At 62.8% G+C, this 15,792-nt stretch carries 12 protein-coding genes; 7 read left to right on the top strand and 5 right to left on the bottom strand.

Features of this window, described 5'->3' with window-relative positions; translation table 11 throughout:
* Nucleotides 1–147 precede the first annotated feature (147 nt).
* From PQQ95_RS03390 to PQQ95_RS03380, 3 genes are all read right to left on the bottom strand, one after another.
* The gene (locus tag PQQ95_RS03390) at nucleotides 148–1,308 is read right to left on the bottom strand and encodes an MFS transporter (protein ID WP_408434906.1); all 1,161 of its coding nucleotides are present in this window, start codon (nucleotides 1,306–1,308) and stop codon (nucleotides 148–150) included.
* A gap of 209 nt (nucleotides 1,309–1,517) precedes the next feature.
* Complete coding sequence (locus PQQ95_RS03385; RefSeq protein WP_408434904.1) at nucleotides 1,518–2,684, bottom strand: MFS transporter; 1,167 nt, start codon at nucleotides 2,682–2,684, stop codon at nucleotides 1,518–1,520.
* 217 nt (nucleotides 2,685–2,901) lie between these two features.
* Nucleotides 2,902–3,726, bottom strand: coding sequence for a crotonase/enoyl-CoA hydratase family protein (locus PQQ95_RS03380; RefSeq protein WP_408434902.1), 825 nt, complete (start codon nucleotides 3,724–3,726; stop codon nucleotides 2,902–2,904).
* 76 nt (nucleotides 3,727–3,802) lie between these two features.
* Between PQQ95_RS03380 and PQQ95_RS03375 the strand changes: the two genes are divergently transcribed.
* Nucleotides 3,803–4,426, top strand: a complete 624-nt coding sequence (locus PQQ95_RS03375; RefSeq protein WP_408434900.1) for a plasmid fertility inhibition factor family protein — start codon at nucleotides 3,803–3,805, stop codon at nucleotides 4,424–4,426.
* Here the strand turns inward: PQQ95_RS03375 and PQQ95_RS03370 are convergent.
* On the bottom strand, nucleotides 4,423–5,421 hold the full coding sequence (locus PQQ95_RS03370) for a 2-hydroxyacid dehydrogenase (protein ID WP_408434899.1): 999 nt from the start codon (nucleotides 5,419–5,421) through the stop codon (nucleotides 4,423–4,425). The two genes, PQQ95_RS03375 and PQQ95_RS03370, sit on opposite strands and share 4 nt — an antisense overlap.
* Between PQQ95_RS03370 and PQQ95_RS03365 the strand changes: the two genes are divergently transcribed.
* The 5 genes from PQQ95_RS03365 to PQQ95_RS03345 all read left to right on the top strand — a co-directional run bounded on the left by PQQ95_RS03365 (nucleotide 5,420) and on the right by PQQ95_RS03345 (nucleotide 12,562).
* A complete protein-coding gene (locus PQQ95_RS03365; RefSeq protein WP_408434897.1) occupies nucleotides 5,420–5,686 on the top strand; it encodes a hypothetical protein in 267 nt (88 codons plus the stop codon). The two genes, PQQ95_RS03370 and PQQ95_RS03365, sit on opposite strands and share 2 nt — an antisense overlap.
* Nucleotides 5,687–5,970: 284 nt before the next feature.
* Entirely contained in the window at nucleotides 5,971–7,653 is a 1,683-nt protein-coding gene (gene aspT / locus PQQ95_RS03360) for an aspartate-alanine antiporter (RefSeq protein WP_408434895.1), read from the top strand.
* Nucleotides 7,654–7,775: 122 nt separating this feature from the next.
* Nucleotides 7,776–9,458 (top strand): aspartate-alanine antiporter, encoded by a 1,683-nt coding sequence (gene aspT, locus PQQ95_RS03355; RefSeq protein ID WP_408435326.1) that lies wholly within the window; start codon nucleotides 7,776–7,778, stop codon nucleotides 9,456–9,458.
* A 102-nt stretch (nucleotides 9,459–9,560) separates the two neighbouring features.
* Nucleotides 9,561–11,225, top strand: a complete 1,665-nt coding sequence (locus PQQ95_RS03350) for a bifunctional aspartate transaminase/aspartate 4-decarboxylase (RefSeq protein ID WP_408434894.1) — start codon at nucleotides 9,561–9,563, stop codon at nucleotides 11,223–11,225.
* A 113-nt stretch (nucleotides 11,226–11,338) separates the two neighbouring features.
* The gene (locus tag PQQ95_RS03345) at nucleotides 11,339–12,562 is read left to right on the top strand and encodes a pyridoxal-phosphate-dependent aminotransferase family protein (RefSeq protein WP_408434892.1); all 1,224 of its coding nucleotides are present in this window, start codon (nucleotides 11,339–11,341) and stop codon (nucleotides 12,560–12,562) included.
* Nucleotides 12,563–12,643: 81 nt separating this feature from the next.
* Here the strand turns inward: PQQ95_RS03345 and PQQ95_RS03340 are convergent, their stop codons facing one another.
* Nucleotides 12,644–13,855, bottom strand: coding sequence for an MFS transporter (locus PQQ95_RS03340; RefSeq protein WP_408434890.1), 1,212 nt, complete (start codon nucleotides 13,853–13,855; stop codon nucleotides 12,644–12,646).
* A gap of 388 nt (nucleotides 13,856–14,243) precedes the next feature.
* Here PQQ95_RS03340 and xdhA point away from each other — a divergent pair, with 388 nt between their 5' ends.
* Entirely contained in the window at nucleotides 14,244–15,773 is a 1,530-nt protein-coding gene (gene xdhA / locus PQQ95_RS03335; RefSeq protein WP_408434888.1) for a xanthine dehydrogenase small subunit, read from the top strand.
* Nucleotides 15,774–15,792 lie beyond the last annotated feature (19 nt).

The raw sequence follows: 15,792 nt of genomic DNA, 5'->3' as shown, positions 1-15,792 counted from the left end.
TAGGCGCGACAGAGTTCTGCCGGCTACGCGCCGTATCGTTCGAGTAGGCCACAACATCGTCCACGACAGATTCAGAGGCGCCGGATCTCGAGCATCGAAACGGGCATCGGCATGCTAACCGTTGCGTCAACGATCTGTGCCAGACCGTCAGCCGATCGCCCGCATCGGGGCGCGTCGTCTTTCCCACCACGCTGCGGCGAGAAACGCGAGCGCCGCAGCGAGCAGCACCCCCACCATCGCATCGTTGCCGACACCCTTCATCAACGCGCCAGCCACCAGCGGCCCGCCGAAGCTGGCTGCGCTCCACGACGCCCCCACCAACGAACTCGCTGACACCAGCGCGGCGCCGCGAAACCGCTCGCCGCAGGCGACCAGCGATAGCGTATAGATCGCCCCAGCCGTCGCGCCGAGCACAAAGAGCAGAGGCCAGCACAGCCACGGCGATGCCACCGCCCATGGCAGAAACGGCAGCAACGCCACGACGATCACCCCGCAACCGACATGCGCGCGTTCGCGGCCGAGCCGGTCGGCGAGCCAGCCGATCGGAAACTGCATGGTCGTATCGCCGAGCAGCAGCGCCGACGCGAACAGCACAGCCACCTCGCTCGTGATGCCGTGCGACATGGCGAAGAGCGGCAGCAGTGACAGCGCGATCGTATCGAACAGCGCAAAGAAACCCGTACCGATCACGAGCGCCGGCATCTGCGGCAATACATGGCGCCAACTGCCGTGCGCGGCGTGTTCATCCTCCGACGCCTGGGGCGTCTTGCGGATGCTGGCAAGCGCGGGCAACGCCAGCAGGAAGATCGCACCGCAAATCAGGAAGCGCCAATGTATGAAGTCGTTGATCTGGCTCACCAGTACCGGACCGACCATCTGGAACAGCGTGAAGTTGGTCGCGTAGATGGCGACGACGCGGCCGCGTGTCGCGTCGTCGGCGAGTTGATTGACCCATGCTTCGCCGATCGTGAAGAGCAGCATCAGCGCCGCGCCGCACAGCACGCGCAGCATCGCCCATAGCCACAGGTTCGAGGCGAGTTGCATCAGCGCGGTTGCGAGCGCGACCACCAGCACCGCGCCGACGATCACCTGGCGGCCGCCGAAGCGCGCCGCGATCCAGGCTGCCACCGGCACGACGAGAAGGCCGCCGCCCGCTTGCGCGGCGGTCAGCAGGCCGACCACGTCGGTGCCATAGCCGGCTTGCGTCAGTGCGAGGGCAGTCAGGGGAAGCGTGGCGCCGCTGCCGAGTCCGACTACGGCAACGCTCAGGATCAGGGCGAGGAAATCGCGAGTGAAGATGACTTTCATCGGGCGAGATGCTACTACGGCCGCGAGTCATTCGCACCTTTGTGCGGATTGCCTGAACGCGGTGAAGGACCGCGTTCGCTTGCTATCGAGGGATGCCTGGAGTCCAGTCTGTAGAGGAAGGCACGTGACCAACGGCGTTGGCCGGCGGCGGCGAGGTGAAACCTGTCCTGGCTGAAGCCGTCCGCGCAGCCGGCGCGTACAAGCCTCGGTTAGCCGGCCACGGCCATCCGTTGCGCGCGCCGGTCGATCGACACCGACCACAGCGTCAGCGCCAGGGCGCCGATCGAGGTTGCCACGCCGACCCACGGCAGCATGGTGAGCGGCGCACCCGCGCCGATCGCCATGCCGCCGAGCCACGCGCCCGTTGCATTGCCGAGGTTGAACGCACCCTGATTCAGGGTCGACGCCAGATTTGGTGCATGGCTCGCGCGGTCGACGATCAGCATTTGCAGCGGCGGCACGATCGCGAAGGCCAGAATGCCCCACACGAAAATCGTGATCATGGCCGGGATTTCGGCGTGCATCGTGCCGGCGAAGATCGTCAGGATGACGACGATCGCCAGCAGAAACGCGACCAGCGAAGGCATCAGCCGCCAGTCGGCGAGCTTACCGCCGAGCGTACTGCCCACCGTCAAGCCGAGGCCGAAGAGCAGCAGCACGAAGGTGACCGCGTGCGGCGTGAAGCCGGTCACGTCTTCGAGAATCGGCGTGATGTAGGTGAAGGTGGAAAACAGGCTGGCGGAAGCGAGCACGCTGATGCCGAGCACCATCAGCACTTGCGGGTTCTTCAGCACGTTGAATTCGTGGATGAGGCTCGCCTTCTGCATCTCGATCTTCGCCGGCAGGCAAACCGCGAGCGCAAGTGCTGCGAGCATGCCGATGCCGGTCACGGCCCAGAAGGTGGCGCGCCAGCCCACTGCCTGGCCGAGCGCTGTGCCGAGCGGCACGCCGAGCACGTTGGCAAGTGTCAAGCCGGTGAACATCAGCGCGATGGCTTGCGCGCGGCGGTTCGGCGCGACCAGCCCCGCGGCGACCACTGAACCGATGCCGAAGAACGCGCCATGGCAAAACGCCGTGACGATGCGCGCGGCCATCAGCACCGCGTAGCCCGGCGCAACCGCGCACAGCAGATTGCCGACGATGAAGACGCCAATCAGGCTCATCAATGCCTTCTTGCGCGGCATGTTGGCCACGGCGATCGCCACGATCGGTGCGCCGATGGTGACGCCGAGCGCATAAGCCGACACCAGCATGCCGGCCGCCGGAATCGACACGGACAGATCGCGGGCGACATCGGGCAATAGCCCCATGATCACGAATTCAGTGGTACCGATTCCAAACGCGGCAACGGCAAGGGCGAGCAGGGGTAAAGGCATGGTGATGGAGCGTGAATCGGCACGACGGGAAACGTCGTGCGGCAGGCGCGCATTTTTCGGGACGAGAACGCATGCGCCATGCGAGGGGAAAACAGTAGGGGATTCTACCTAAGTCAAAACAGCCTTGCTGAGCGTTAAGCCGGCTGTTGTTTTTTTTGCTGAGAGCACACCTTGGTGTGCGCTTTGGCATGGGCCGCCCCAGCACAACGGCATCGTTTCATGATGTCCTTTCGTCTGACTTGAAGACCTTGCCGTGACGGCCGGCACCTTCGGCAAAACGCGCGGCGCCCGCCACGCCTTCATCGAATACCGCCTGATAGCCGCCCGCGCCTTCGCGCTGCAGCGCGAGGGCAAGATCCTCCGGCATGCTGTTTTCCAACGCGGAGCGGCGGTCCGCCAGCAGCGCCGCTTGCGGGAAGGCCGCCAGTTCAGCGGCCAATTGTTCCGCCGCCGCGCGGGCCTCACCCTTGCGCACCACGCGATTGGCAAGACCGAAGTTGAGCGCTTCCTGCGCCTCCACTGCGCGGCCGGTCAGGATCAGATCGAGCGCTCGCGACAGCCCGATCAGACGCGGCAAGCGGATCGTGCCGCCATCGATTAGCGGAATCCCAACGCGTCGGCAGAACACGCCGAGCACGGCATCTTCTTCGACAACGCGCAGGTCGCACATCGCGGCCAGTTCAAGGCCGCCCGCGACCGCATAGCCGGTAATCGCGGCAATCACCGGTTTGCTGAAACGCATGCGCGTCGGTCCCATTGGACCGGGGCCGCTGCCGTCGGCGTGCAGTTCATTGCGGCGGGTCTCGTCGGCGAGCGCGGTGAGATCCGCGCCGGCGCAAAAGGTGCCACCCGCGCCGAATAGCACGGCCGTGCGCCATGCCGGTTCCGCTTCGAAGCGGCGGAAGGCCGCGCTGAGCGCTTCCGCGGTCGGGCGGTCGACGGCATTGCGCCGCGCCGGCCGTTCGAGCACGATAGTGGCGACGCCAGTGTCCTCATTGGCTTCGATACGCACATGGTCATTCAGATTTTGCGTGGTTATCATCGTCTTATCCGTAATGGTTCACGTCCGGCTGCTCGTGCCGGGTACTCATGCAGTGCGATTAATACCGTTGGCTGTCATGCATCTTTCACAATCGGCTCGTAGCGTTACCGCTCTTTTAACGCGCTGGCACTTTTTAGCCAGCTTCTCGAGCCCGTCTTTGCCCTTGTCCAATTCATCGCCCGAAACCGCGCCGGCCTGTGCCGAGACTGTCTGGATCGTGCCGCTACACGAACATGACCATCCATGGTACGACCACGTGCGCCTGAAACGCGTCTTCGTGACTGACGGCACACGCCATCAGGTGGTCATGGTCGATGCACGCAAGCTGCTGGAATGCGCGGATCGCGACAACACCGATTACGTGCTGAAGCCGGTCGCCGAATGGCATGCGGGCAAGGTGCGTGGCATTCGCGAGTTTCTCCATCCCGAGAGTCCGCGTATTCCGCAGATGCCTTACGTGACGATTTCGACGCGTCGCGCGCCGGGTCTGCTGGGCTGGTTCGGTCTCGAGCGCGAGGGCGTGGTGGCGTTTCGCAACGGGCAGCATCGCGCGCGCTATCTGGCCGATGCGGGCGCACGCTGGTTTCCGGTGGAAGTGCACGAGCGTGAGGTGGCCTTGCTGCGCGAGATGTGCGGCGCGGCGGACGACGCTCGCACGGCGATCCGCCCGATCACCGTGGATGGCGGCGGCAACCCCTAACTTCGCGCCAGCACGATATTGCGCGGCGTGCCGGCATGCCATGCCGCGACATTGTCGAGCGTGGTCTGCGCGATCTCGTTCATCGCCTCGCGCGTGAAGAATGCCTGGTGCGCGGTGACGATCACGTTCGGGAACATCAACAGGCGCGCCAGCACGTCGTCCTGCAACGGCAGGTTCGAATGGTCCTCGAAAAAGAGGCCGCTTTCTTCCTCGTACACGTCGAGCCCGAGATGGCCGAGCTGGCCATCTTTCAACGCGCCGATCAGCGCATTACTTTCGACCAGGCCGCCGCGCCCGGTATTGATCAGCATCGCGCCACGCTTCATTTTCGCCAATGCCGGCCCGTCGATCAGATGGTACGTGTCAGGTACCAGCGGACAATGCAGGCTGACCACGTCGCTTTCAGCCAGCAGCGTGTCGAGCGGCACGTAGCGCGCGCCGAGGGCAAGCAGATCCCCGGCCGGCGTGCCGGGGTCATAGGCTAGCACCTGCATCCCGAAGCCCGCCATGATGCGGCCGAACACGCGGCCGATCATGCCGGTGCCGATCACGCCCACCGTCTTGCCATGCAGGTCGAAGCCGAGCAACCCATGCAGCGAGAAATCGCCTTCGCGGGTGCGCGCGACCGCGCGCGGCAGGCGCCGGTTCAGCGCGAGAATCAGACCGGCCGCATGTTCGGCGACCGCGTGCGGCGAGTAGGCCGGCACCCGTGCAACCGTCATGCCGAGGCGTTCCGCCGCCGCCAGGTCGACGTGATTGAAGCCCGCCGAGCGCAGCGCGATCATGCGCGTGCCGCCGGCATGGAGATGCTCCAGTACCGCGGCGTCGACGTTGTCGTTGACGAACGGGCAGACCACTTCGTAACCCTGCGCAAGGATCGCCGTTTCGACATCGAGGTGCGATTCCTGGAAATGCAGTTCATAGCGATGCGTGCCGTTGGCCTCGGCGAACGTGTCACTGTCGTATTGGCGGCTGCTGAACAGGATCATGCGCATGGGTGGCTCCGAAGAATGCGTGCCGGTGCGGCGAATGTCGACTTACGATGTGGCATGCGGGCAGATCAGTATATCGGCCCTTTACGGTAAAGATCGCCGTTTGCGATGCGCGGTCCGAAAAACCAATTCGATCTTTACCAGACTAGAAAAGATCGTCTTTTCGCTAAGCAACACCGGCGCAGTTGAAAATCATATTGACAGCGATGCCGATCTACAATATTTATTAAAAAAGAAGTCCAAGAAATGCATGAACATATCGTGCTGAAAACTGGCCATCAGCAGGGCATGGCACTATCAATGCGTTGCAACTTCGCGAGGAATGCGTGACTGTTGAGCTTGCTGAAAAGTATTTCGCTATCGTCGCTGCATTGCGGCATATCTTCTATGGCGCCCGGGGCGTCATGCCATTGCCATAAAGTTTCCCTTCAATGGGATCCGGTTATGCTGGATGCGTCATTTCTGGGCATGGCGGCTCAGATCGAATTCGCTTCAAATTCCAGAAAGATTTTTTCAGCTTTCTGCTAATAAACCGTAAATCGGCGAGCCAACATGATCGGTGAATTGCTGAGATCTCAACCGGAGATCGCGCTGTTCGCAAGCCTTGCAATCGGATATTTCATTGGTTCATTTCGCGTGGGGCCAATTCAGCTGGGCGGCGTCTGCGGCACGCTGATCGTGGCCTTGTTGCTGGGGCAGACGGGCGCGCGGCTGGCCCCCGACCTGAAGAACATCGCCTTTGCGCTGTTCATCTTCGCGCTCGGTTTCACCGGCGGCCCGCAGTTCTTTGCCAACATCGGCCGGGGCTGGCGCTATGGCTTGCTGTCGGTGGTCGAGATCGTCTCGGTGCTGGTGCTGATCATGATCGCGGTCTTCGTGATGCGGCTCGACGCCGGCACGGCGGCCGGCTTGCTGGCCGGCGCCGCGACGGAGTCGGCCGTGATCGGCACGGCTTCGGAGGCGATTGCCAAGCTCGGCTTCAGCGACGCAGAGACGCTGCGTCTGCAGGCCAACATCGTGACCGCGTACAGCGTGAGTTACCTGTTCGGCCTGATCACCATCGTCCTGTTCACCAGCCAGTTCGCGCCGCTTCTACTGCGCATCAATCTGCGCGAAGAAGCCGAGCGCGTGTGGCACAAGCTCGGCGGCGATGGCGCCTTCGGCGACGGGCAGCAGGCGGCGGCGCCGGCGCTCGTGGGCCGCGCGTTCCGGATCGGCACGGCGGCCGGCGGAACGATCCAGGCGCTTGAACGAACCTATGGCTTCAACCTGACCATCGAGGGGGTCCGTCGCAACGGAGCCGACGTGCCGGTCGAGCCGCAACTGACGTTGGCCGCCGGCGACCTGATCCTGGTGGCCGGGCGGCGCGAAGCGATCGTGGCCGCGGCCGCCAGCCTCGGCGAAGAAGTGGCGGATGCCGGCTTTGGCCAGTTCATGGTGGAGGAGCTCGACGTCGTGCTCACGCGCAGCGATGCGCACGGTCTGACGGTCGCGCAGATGCGCGAACGGGCAAAGCCGGAAGACGGGCGCGGTGTCTATATCGCGGCCGTTACGCGGCTCGAAACGACGGTGCCCGCGCTGCCCGGCACCGAGCTCAATCGCGGCGACGTGCTGACGCTGGTGGGCGCAAAGGCCGACGTCGAGCGCGGTGCGCGGCGTCTGGGCTACGTGCTCCCCGCGACCCAGAAAACCGACTTCGTTTATCTCGGCCTCGGCGTGCTGGTCGGCATGGCGATCGGCCATCTCGGCGGACGCATCGGCGGTGTGTCGATCGCGCTCGGCACGGGAGGCGGCTGCCTGCTGTCGGGCCTGCTGTTCGGCTGGATCCGTTCGCGCCATCCGTTAGTCGGTTCGCTGCCTTCGGCGGCTGCGCAAATTCTCAAGGACTTTGGCCTTGCCACCTTCATTGCCGCCGTCGGTCTGTCGGCGGGACCCGATGCCATCAAGCTGGTGCGCGAATACGGCCTGGCGCTGCCCGTGGCCGGCATTCTGATGGTGCTCGTACCCGGCTTGCTGTCGCTCTGGATCGGCCGCGCGTTTCTCAAGCTCGAAGCGCCCATGCTGCTCGGCGCCATTGCCGGTCAGCAATGCAGCACGCCGGCGATCAGCGCACTGGTCGGCGTAACCGGCAATTCGACTCCCGTGATCGGCTACACGATCACCTATGCACTCTCGAACATTCTGTTGCCGTTGATGGGGCCGGTCGTGGTCGGCCTCGCCGGGAAGTTCGGCTAGACGGACGGATGGGCTGCGCGTGGCGCGCAGCCGGCCGCATGCGGATGCCGTGCGATCCGTATGCAAACGCGTAGCACCCAGTACTCAGTACTCAGTATCGCAAACTATCTAGCGAGGGCATGATGGACTGGCTACACCACATTTTTCAGAAATCACCCGAGATTGCGCTGTTTCTGTCGCTTGCAGCCGGTTACTTCATCGGACAGATCAACTTCGGCAAGTTCCAGTTAGGCGGCGTAGGCGGTTCATTGCTCGCCGCGGTCGTGATCAGTCAGGCGGGCGTGACGATCGACAATGGCGTGAAATCGGTGATGTTTGCCGTGTTCATTTACGCGGTCGGCTATGACTCCGGGCCGGGCTTCTTCAACTCGCTGAACCGCAAGACACTGCGTGAGATTGCGATGGCGGTGTTTCTCGCCGTCTCCGCACTGGTCACCGTGGTGGTTTGCGCGAAGCTGTTCCATCTGAACAAGGGCCTCGCGGCAGGGCTCGCGGGGGGCGCGCTGACGCAGTCGGCGATTATCGGCACGGCCGGCGACGCCATCGCGCGTCTCGGTCTGCCCGCCGATCAGGTCAAGTCGCTGCAATCCGACGTGGCAATTGCGTACGCCGTGACTTACGTGTTCGGCTCGCTTGGCGCGATCATCGTCTGCGTGAACATCCTGCCGAAGTTCATGGGGCAGGGGTTGCGGGAGGCGTCGATCGAAGCGGAGAAGGAGCTGTCCGCAGGCGGGTCGTCACTCGGCGCGGGGCAGATTCGTGCGTTGCCCGAACTGGTGGGCCGTGCGTACAAGATCGACGTCAGCGCCGGGAAAACGGTGAAGGCAGTCGAGACCCAGCATCAGGACATGTTGACGATCGAGAAGATCAAACGTGGCGGCCAGCAACTCGACCCAACGCCCGATCTGGTGTTGAAACCCGATGACGTGGTGCTGGTGGTCGGCCGCCGCGAGGCGGTGGTTGAATTTGGCGCGAGCGGCGGCGAGGTTGCCACCGTCGATGACGTCGGCGTCGTCATGCAATCGCGCGAAGGCGTGTTCACCCGCAAAGGCATGAATCACACGACGATCGCCGCCGCACGCGAAGTCGTGGATCGCGACATGCGCCACGGGGTCTTCATCCAGAGCGCTTCGCGTGCCGGCCAGCCGCTGCCGATCCTGCCCGAAACCAAGCTCGAGCACGGCGACGTCATCACCTTCTACGGTTCGCCGAAAGACACCAAGCGCGCCGTCGACGCCGCCGGCTACGAACTGCCGTACAGCAACAAAACCGACTTCATCTATATGGGCGTCGGTCTTGTGCTCGGTCTGCTGATCGGCCTGATCGTCCTCAACGTAGGCGGCATTCCGCTCACGCTCGGTTCGGGTGGCGGCTGTCTGCTGGCCGGTTTGCTGTTCGGCTGGATGCGCGGCAAGCATCCGATGTACGGCGCAATGCCGGCGGCCGCTTCGCAGTTGCTGAAGGACTTTGGTCTCGCAGCGTTCGTGGCGGTGGTCGGCTTGAATTCCGGTTTGCAGGCGGTTGTGACGGTCAAGCAGAGCGGCATGACGATCTTCCTGCTCGGCGTGTTCGTTACGTTGTTCCCGTTGTTGCTGACCATGCTGTTCGGCCGCTACGTGCTGGGCTACAAAAACGCGGCGATTCTCGCCGGTGCGCTGTCGGGCTCGCGCAGTGCCAATCCGGCATTCGGCGGCGTGCTCGACAAGGCGGAAAGCGCCGTGCCGACCGTGCCGTTCGCGATCACGTATGCGATTGCAAACGTCGCGTTGACGTTGCTCGGACCGCTTGTTGTCGGGTTGGTTTAACCCGGTTTAGTGCACGCATCTATCGATCTCTCTGACGCCGGCGGCAACTGAACGATCACACGCGACGCCGGCGTTATTCACTTGCACATTGGAGAACGCATCATGGCAAAAGAGAAAAGCGGCAAGAAGCAAGGCGATATGGCTCAAGCCGGCTTGTCGGCGCTCAGCCCGTTCGAACTCAAGGACGAATTGATCAAGGCCGCCGGCGGCGGCGCGGTAGAGCGTGCCGCCAACGCATCGATGCTCAACGCCGGCCGCGGCAACCCGAACTTTCTCGCGACCATTCCGCGCCACGGCTTCTGGCAACTCGGTCTCTTTGCGATGCGCGAGTCGGAGCGCTCGTTTGCGTTCATGCCCGAGGGTGTCGGCGGCTTCCCGCGTCGCGAAGGGCTCACGGAACGCTTCGATCTGTTCCTGCGCGAAAACAAGGGCGTACCCGGCATCGACTTTCTGCGTGGCGCCGTGTCGTATGTGCGCGATCAGCTCGGGCTGTCCGCGGGCGACTTCCTCTATGAAATGTGCGAGGGCATTCTCGCGTCGAACTATCCGGTGCCGGACCGGATGCTCAAGTTGTCCGAACTGATCGTCGGGCAATATTTGCGCAAGGAGATGATCGGCAACCATCCGTTCGTCGGCGAGTTCGACGTATTCGCGGTGGAGGGCGGCACGGCGGCGATGACGTATATCTTCAACACGATGCGCGAGAATCACCTGATCAAACCGGGTGACACGATTGCGCTGGGCTTGCCGATTTTCACGCCGTACATCGAAATTCCGCGCCTGAACGACTATCAGCTCAACGTCGTCAATCTCGAAGCTACGGTTGAAAGCGGCTGGCAGTATTCGAAGAAGGAACTCGACAAACTGCGCGATCCGAAGGTGAAGGCGTTCTTCCTCGTGAACCCGAGCAATCCGCCTTCAGTAAAGATCAACGACGAGAGCCTTCAATATATCGCCGACATCGTCAAGGAACGCCCCGATCTGATTCTGTTGACCGATGACGTGTACGGCACCTTCGCCGACGACTTCGTCTCGCTGTTCGCGCTCGCGCCGAAGAACACGATCCTCGTGTATTCGTACTCGAAGTACTTCGGTGCGACCGGCTGGCGCCTCGGCACCATCGCGACGCATCGCGACAATGTGCTCGACAAACTGATCGCCGAGCTGCCGAAGGACGCGAAGAAGCAGCTACACGAGCGTTACGAATCGATCACGACCGAACCGGAAAAGCTCAAGTTCATCGATCGGCTGGTCGCGGACAGCCGCACGGTCGCGCTGAATCACACGGCGGGTCTGTCGACGCCGCAGCAGGTGCAAATGGTGTTGTTCTCGCTGTTCGCGCTGATGGATACGCCCGACGCCTACAAGAACGCGTTGAAGCGCCTGATCCGCAAGCGCAAGCAGGCGCTGTACGAAGAGGTCGGCATTTCGTTCGAAGACGACGATCCGAATCAGGTCGACTACTACACCATCCTCGACATCGAGTTTCTCGGCGAACGGATGTTCGGGCGCGAGTTCGTCGAATGGCTGCTGAAGAACACCGAGCCGTCGGAATTGCTGTTCCGCCTCGCGCGCGAAGCACGCGTGGTGCTGTTGCCGGGACGCGGCTTCGGTACGCAGCATCCGTCGGGACGGGTGTCGCTGGCGAATCTGAACGAGTCGGACTATCGGCAGATCGGCCGCGCGATGCGCAAGCTGATCGAGGAATATGTCGAGCGGTATAACGCGGCAACCGGCAAGAAGCTCGATAAAAGCAAGGTGAAGTGACAAAAATCTTGCGCAATTGCGCGGATCGGTGAATGATCAGTCAAGCGGCCCCGCCAGTGTCATTGCTGGCGGGGCCGCTTGTCCCTTTGCGCTCTGACATTCACGTACCGATCATGCCGACTTCATCCTCTCACTCCACTTCTACCGCAGTGCCTTGTCCGGTTGTCGAATCGCTTGACGCCATTCTTCCCGAAGAACCGTTGCTGATGATGGGCGCCGGCCCCGTGCCGATTCCCGCGGCGGTGGCCAAGGCCAATACGGTGGTGATCAATCATCTGGGCAGCACCATGGTGAAGGTGATCGGCCAGGTGAAGACCATGGCGCGCTACGTGTTCCAGACGAATTCGAAGTGGGTGCTGGGCGTAGCCGGCCCGGGTTCTGCCGCGATGGAAATGGCGATCTCCAATCTCGCGTGGGAAGGCACGAAAGTGCTGAGCATCAGGAATGGCTTTTTCAGCGAGCGGATGGCGGAGATGGGGCGGCGTGTCGGCGCGCAGGTGTCGATGCTGGATGTCGCCGATCGTTCGGTGGCGAGTCTCGAACAGGTGGCCGAGGCGATTCGCCGCGAGCGTCCGGAGATCGTGACGGTGGTGCAGGGCGAGACGTCGAACACGGTGTGGAATTACCACTTGAAGGACATTGCCGCATTGGCGAAAGCCGCGGGCGCGCTGGTGATCGTCGACGCGGTGTGCACGTTGAGCACGATGCCGCTCGACATGGATGCATGGGGTATCGACGCGGTGATTACGGGCGGGCAGAAGGGCCTGTCGTCGATTCCGGGTGTCTCGCTGATCGCGTTTTCGGACACGGCCTGGGAGCGGGTGAAAGGGCGTACGGCGCCGAATGCGCACTGGTGTCTGGATGCTTCGCTGGCGGAGAACTTCTGGCACAACGCGGGGTATCACTATACCGCGCCCGTGTCCGGCGTATTGGCATTGCACGAGGCGTTGCGGCTCGTGTGTGCGGAAACGCTGGAGAAGCGCTTTGCGCGGCACTTGAAGTGCTCGTTGGCGCTTCAGGCGGGGATCACTGCGTTGGGCTTGCAACTCTACGCGCCGGCGCCTTGCCGTCTGAATTCGGTTGTCGGCATCGTCGTGCCGGAGCGCTTAAGTCCGGCTGATATCTGTGGCCACATTTCGCGGCATCACCAGGTTGAAATCTCGGGTTCGTTTGGTTTGCCGATCGTGCGTATTGGACAGATGGGCGAACAGTGCCGGGAGCACAACCTGTTCAGGACCTTGCACGCGCTCGGACGAACGATGGTGGACCTGGGGGTTAAGGTTGAGTTGCCGGCCGGCGTCGCGGCGCTTGAACGTGGGTTGTCGGAAGGGAAGTGAGATGGCGCTGCCTTTCCTTGATTCAAGGAAAGGCACAAAATCCGGAATTACAGACGAACAACCCGCTGGGCGAGCAAGAACTCAGGTCGCCGCAGGCGCATTCGGCGCTCTCGAATTGCGCAAATACATCATCGTCGACAGCACGACCGCCATCGCGGAAGCCACCGCTGCAAACAGAAACACCTGTGCATAGCCGAACTCCCCGGCGATATACCCGGCCAACGGCCCCGTAATCCCCAGCGAGAGATCGAGAAACACGGAATAAGCCGACAACGCCGCCCCACGGCTAGCGGGCGGCACGAGCCCAACCGCTTCCACGCCGAGCGCAGGAAACACCAGCGCAAACCCAAACCCGGTCAATGCCGCCCCTGCGAGAGCAATATGCGGCTCAGGCGCCAGCCACAACATCAACAGCCCGGCGCATTCAAACGAAAACGAAGCAATCGCGACCCGGAACCCACCGTAGGCCTTGATCGTATTGGCGAACAACAGGCGCGCTCCGATAAACAGCGTGCCGAAAACAGTCAGCGACAAAGCCGCATTGGGCCAATGCCGCGCGGCATAAAACAGCGTGATGAACGTCGCAATCGACCCAAAGCCGGCCGAGCCCAGCGCCAATCCGATCCCATGCGGCAGCACCCGCGTGAACACGCTCCGGTACGACATCCGCTCGCCATGCACGATCGGCACCGCCGCGATGGGTCGCGCCAGATAGAACCCGAGCGCAGCCAGCAGGATCACCAGGATGCCCAGCGCGGCGAATCCAATCGTGTGGGCGATCGCTACGCCGAGCGGTGCGCCGATCGCGAGCGCGCCGTACGTTGCGATGCCGTTCCACGAAATCACCCGGGCATTGTTGCTCGTGCCCACCCGGCCGATGCCCCACAAAATTGCGCCGGTGCCGCACAGGCTCTCGCCGAAGCCGAGTACGAGACGGCTGCATACCAGCAGCCCCAGACTCACCACGGGCCAGCGTCCGCACAACACGGCCAGCAGCAACAAAATCCCGCTCGCGCCGCAACCCAGCAAGCCGATCGACACCGTCCGCTTGGGCCCCAGCGTATCGGCCGAGCGGCCGGCGAGGGGCCGCGATGCCAGCGTCGCCAGGTACTGCACGCTGATCGCCGCGCCGGCCAGGATCGCGCTGTAACCCAGGTCGTCGTGGACGTAGCCAGGCAGCACCGCGAGCGGGATGCCGATCGTCAGGTAACAAAGAAACGTGAAAAAGACGACCGGAATGATCTGCATGGTCGTCGCAAATTCGCTGCGAGGTGTCGCGGAGTCGGTGGACATGGGGAAAACGAGACTTGAAAACGGCGGGAAGGCGTGATTTTCCCATGGAACCGATTCCCTTGCAGGGCTTGCTTAATAATTTCGACGCCTGAATAACGGTGCCGGATCGATATAGTGGTCTGTTTTCGCCCTGCACGAGTGGTCTTTTCAGGCGTGGCGGTTCAGGAGACATCAACCGGCTGTGGCTATAAAACTAAAAATTTACAAAAAATACGGTAAAACGGCCATAGCAACATAAGCCGACCGGCCCTCAAACCCATCTCTATATCGTTTCGCGAATATGTCCCGCATGCGATCCCTGCTATGGGTTGTATTTATTGATGATGATAGTTTTCGAACCATCATCGCAGCACGTCCCACGGACACAGAACATTGAGAGCAACGAGACATGACTGAGCCGATCCGCTTCTACCACCGCAACGCGATCCGTGAGATCAAGGATGCGCCCGTCACCCGCACCGTCCTGCAGTATTTGCGCGAAGACGCGCATTGCACCGGCACCAAGGAAGGCTGCGCCGAAGGCGACTGCGGCGCATGCACGGTCGTGATCGGCGAGCGCAACGAAGCGGGCGGCGTCGACTTCAAGGCGGTCAACGCCTGCATCCAGTTCGTGCCGACGCTGGACGGCAAAGCGCTTTTCACCGTCGAAGACCTGCGCCAGCCGGACGGCTCGCTGCACCCGGTGCAGGAAGCGATGGTCGAGTGCCACGGTTCGCAATGCGGTTTCTGTACGCCGGGTTTCGTGATGTCGATGTGGTCGCTCTACGAAAAGCACGGGCACGAACACAGCTGCGCAAACAGGACTGTGCCGTCGCGCGACGCGATCAGCAACGCGCTGACCGGCAATCTGTGCCGCTGCACCGGCTATCGTCCGATCGTCGACGCGGCCGTGCGCATGTTCGAAGCGCCCGCGCCGAAAGCGCCGGTCAATGTCGAAGCGCTGGCGAACACGCTCGCCACCCTCGAGCGCAAGGACACGTTCCACTACGTGCACGCCGGCCAGCAGTTCGACGCGCCGCGCACCGTCGCCGCGCTCGCGAAAATCAAGGAAGCCGCACCGGCCGCCCGTATCCTCGCCGGCAGCACGGACATCGGTTTGTGGGTGACCAAGCAGATGCGTGAACTCGGCAACATTGTCTACGTCGGCCAGATCGCCGAGTTGCAAAAGCTCGAAACCAACGCCGACTGGATCGAGATCGGCGCGGGCGTGACCGTCGAAAAGGCGTACGCGGAAATCGCGAAGCAATATCCCGAACTCTACGAAATGTGGCAACGCTTCGCGTCGCTGCCGATCCGCAACGCTGGCACGCTCGGGGGCAACGTCGCCAACGGCTCGCCGATCGGCGATTCGATGCCTGGCCTGATCGCGCTCGGCGCGCATGTGATCGTGCGCGGCGGCGAGATCGAACGCGAAATGCCGCTCGAGGATCTGTACCTCGCGTATCAGAAGAAGGACATGGCGGAGCATGAGTTCGTCGTGGGGATCAAGGTGCCGACCCGCACGGGCGCGCGCAAGAACCTGCAATTCCGCACCTACAAGCTGTCGAAGCGTTTCGACTCGGACATCTCGGCCGTGTGCGCCGCGTTCTCCTTTATCGCCGACGGCAACGTGATCCGCGAGCCGCGCATCGCGTTCGGCGGCATGGCTGCCACCTCGAAGCGCGCGACGCACGCCGAAGCCGTGCTGCGCGACGCCGAATGGCACGAAGCGACCGCGCAGGCCGCGATGCTCGCGCTCGGCAACGACTACGCGCCGCTGTCCGACATGCGCGCGACCAGCAACTATCGCCTCGAAGCGGCGAAGAATACCTTGTACCGCTTCTGGCTTGAAACGCGCCCGAACAATCCGCTGCCCAAGAGCGCACTGGATGTTCGCGCAGTGGCCGCTGCCTGCGCACCTGTCGGCGCGAGCGCCTGAGAAGCCACGAGGATACGGA

The organism is Paraburkholderia caffeinilytica, assembly GCF_046030355.1.
GTDB lineage: Bacteria > Pseudomonadota > Gammaproteobacteria > Burkholderiales > Burkholderiaceae > Paraburkholderia > Paraburkholderia caffeinilytica_B.
Note: the sequence above shows the minus strand (reverse complement) of the source record. Positions and strands in the feature narration are given on the sequence as shown.

Coding starts and splice junctions, on each gene's coding strand:
- PQQ95_RS03390 (WP_408434906.1), bottom strand. CDS start 1,308: ATGAAAGTCATCTTCACTCGCGATTTCCTCGCCCTGATCCTGAGCGTT.
- PQQ95_RS03385 (WP_408434904.1), bottom strand. CDS start 2,684: ATGCCTTTACCCCTGCTCGCCCTTGCCGTTGCCGCGTTTGGAATCGGT.
- PQQ95_RS03380 (WP_408434902.1), bottom strand. CDS start 3,726: ATGATAACCACGCAAAATCTGAATGACCATGTGCGTATCGAAGCCAAT.
- PQQ95_RS03375 (WP_408434900.1), top strand. CDS start 3,803: ATGCATCTTTCACAATCGGCTCGTAGCGTTACCGCTCTTTTAACGCGC.
- PQQ95_RS03365 (WP_408434897.1), top strand. CDS start 5,420: ATGGGTGGCTCCGAAGAATGCGTGCCGGTGCGGCGAATGTCGACTTAC.
- PQQ95_RS03370 (WP_408434899.1), bottom strand. CDS start 5,421: ATGCGCATGATCCTGTTCAGCAGCCGCCAATACGACAGTGACACGTTC.
- aspT (WP_408434895.1), top strand. CDS start 5,971: ATGATCGGTGAATTGCTGAGATCTCAACCGGAGATCGCGCTGTTCGCA.
- aspT (WP_408435326.1), top strand. CDS start 7,776: ATGGACTGGCTACACCACATTTTTCAGAAATCACCCGAGATTGCGCTG.
- PQQ95_RS03350 (WP_408434894.1), top strand. CDS start 9,561: ATGGCAAAAGAGAAAAGCGGCAAGAAGCAAGGCGATATGGCTCAAGCC.
- PQQ95_RS03345 (WP_408434892.1), top strand. CDS start 11,339: ATGCCGACTTCATCCTCTCACTCCACTTCTACCGCAGTGCCTTGTCCG.
- PQQ95_RS03340 (WP_408434890.1), bottom strand. CDS start 13,855: ATGTCCACCGACTCCGCGACACCTCGCAGCGAATTTGCGACGACCATG.
- xdhA (WP_408434888.1), top strand. CDS start 14,244: ATGACTGAGCCGATCCGCTTCTACCACCGCAACGCGATCCGTGAGATC.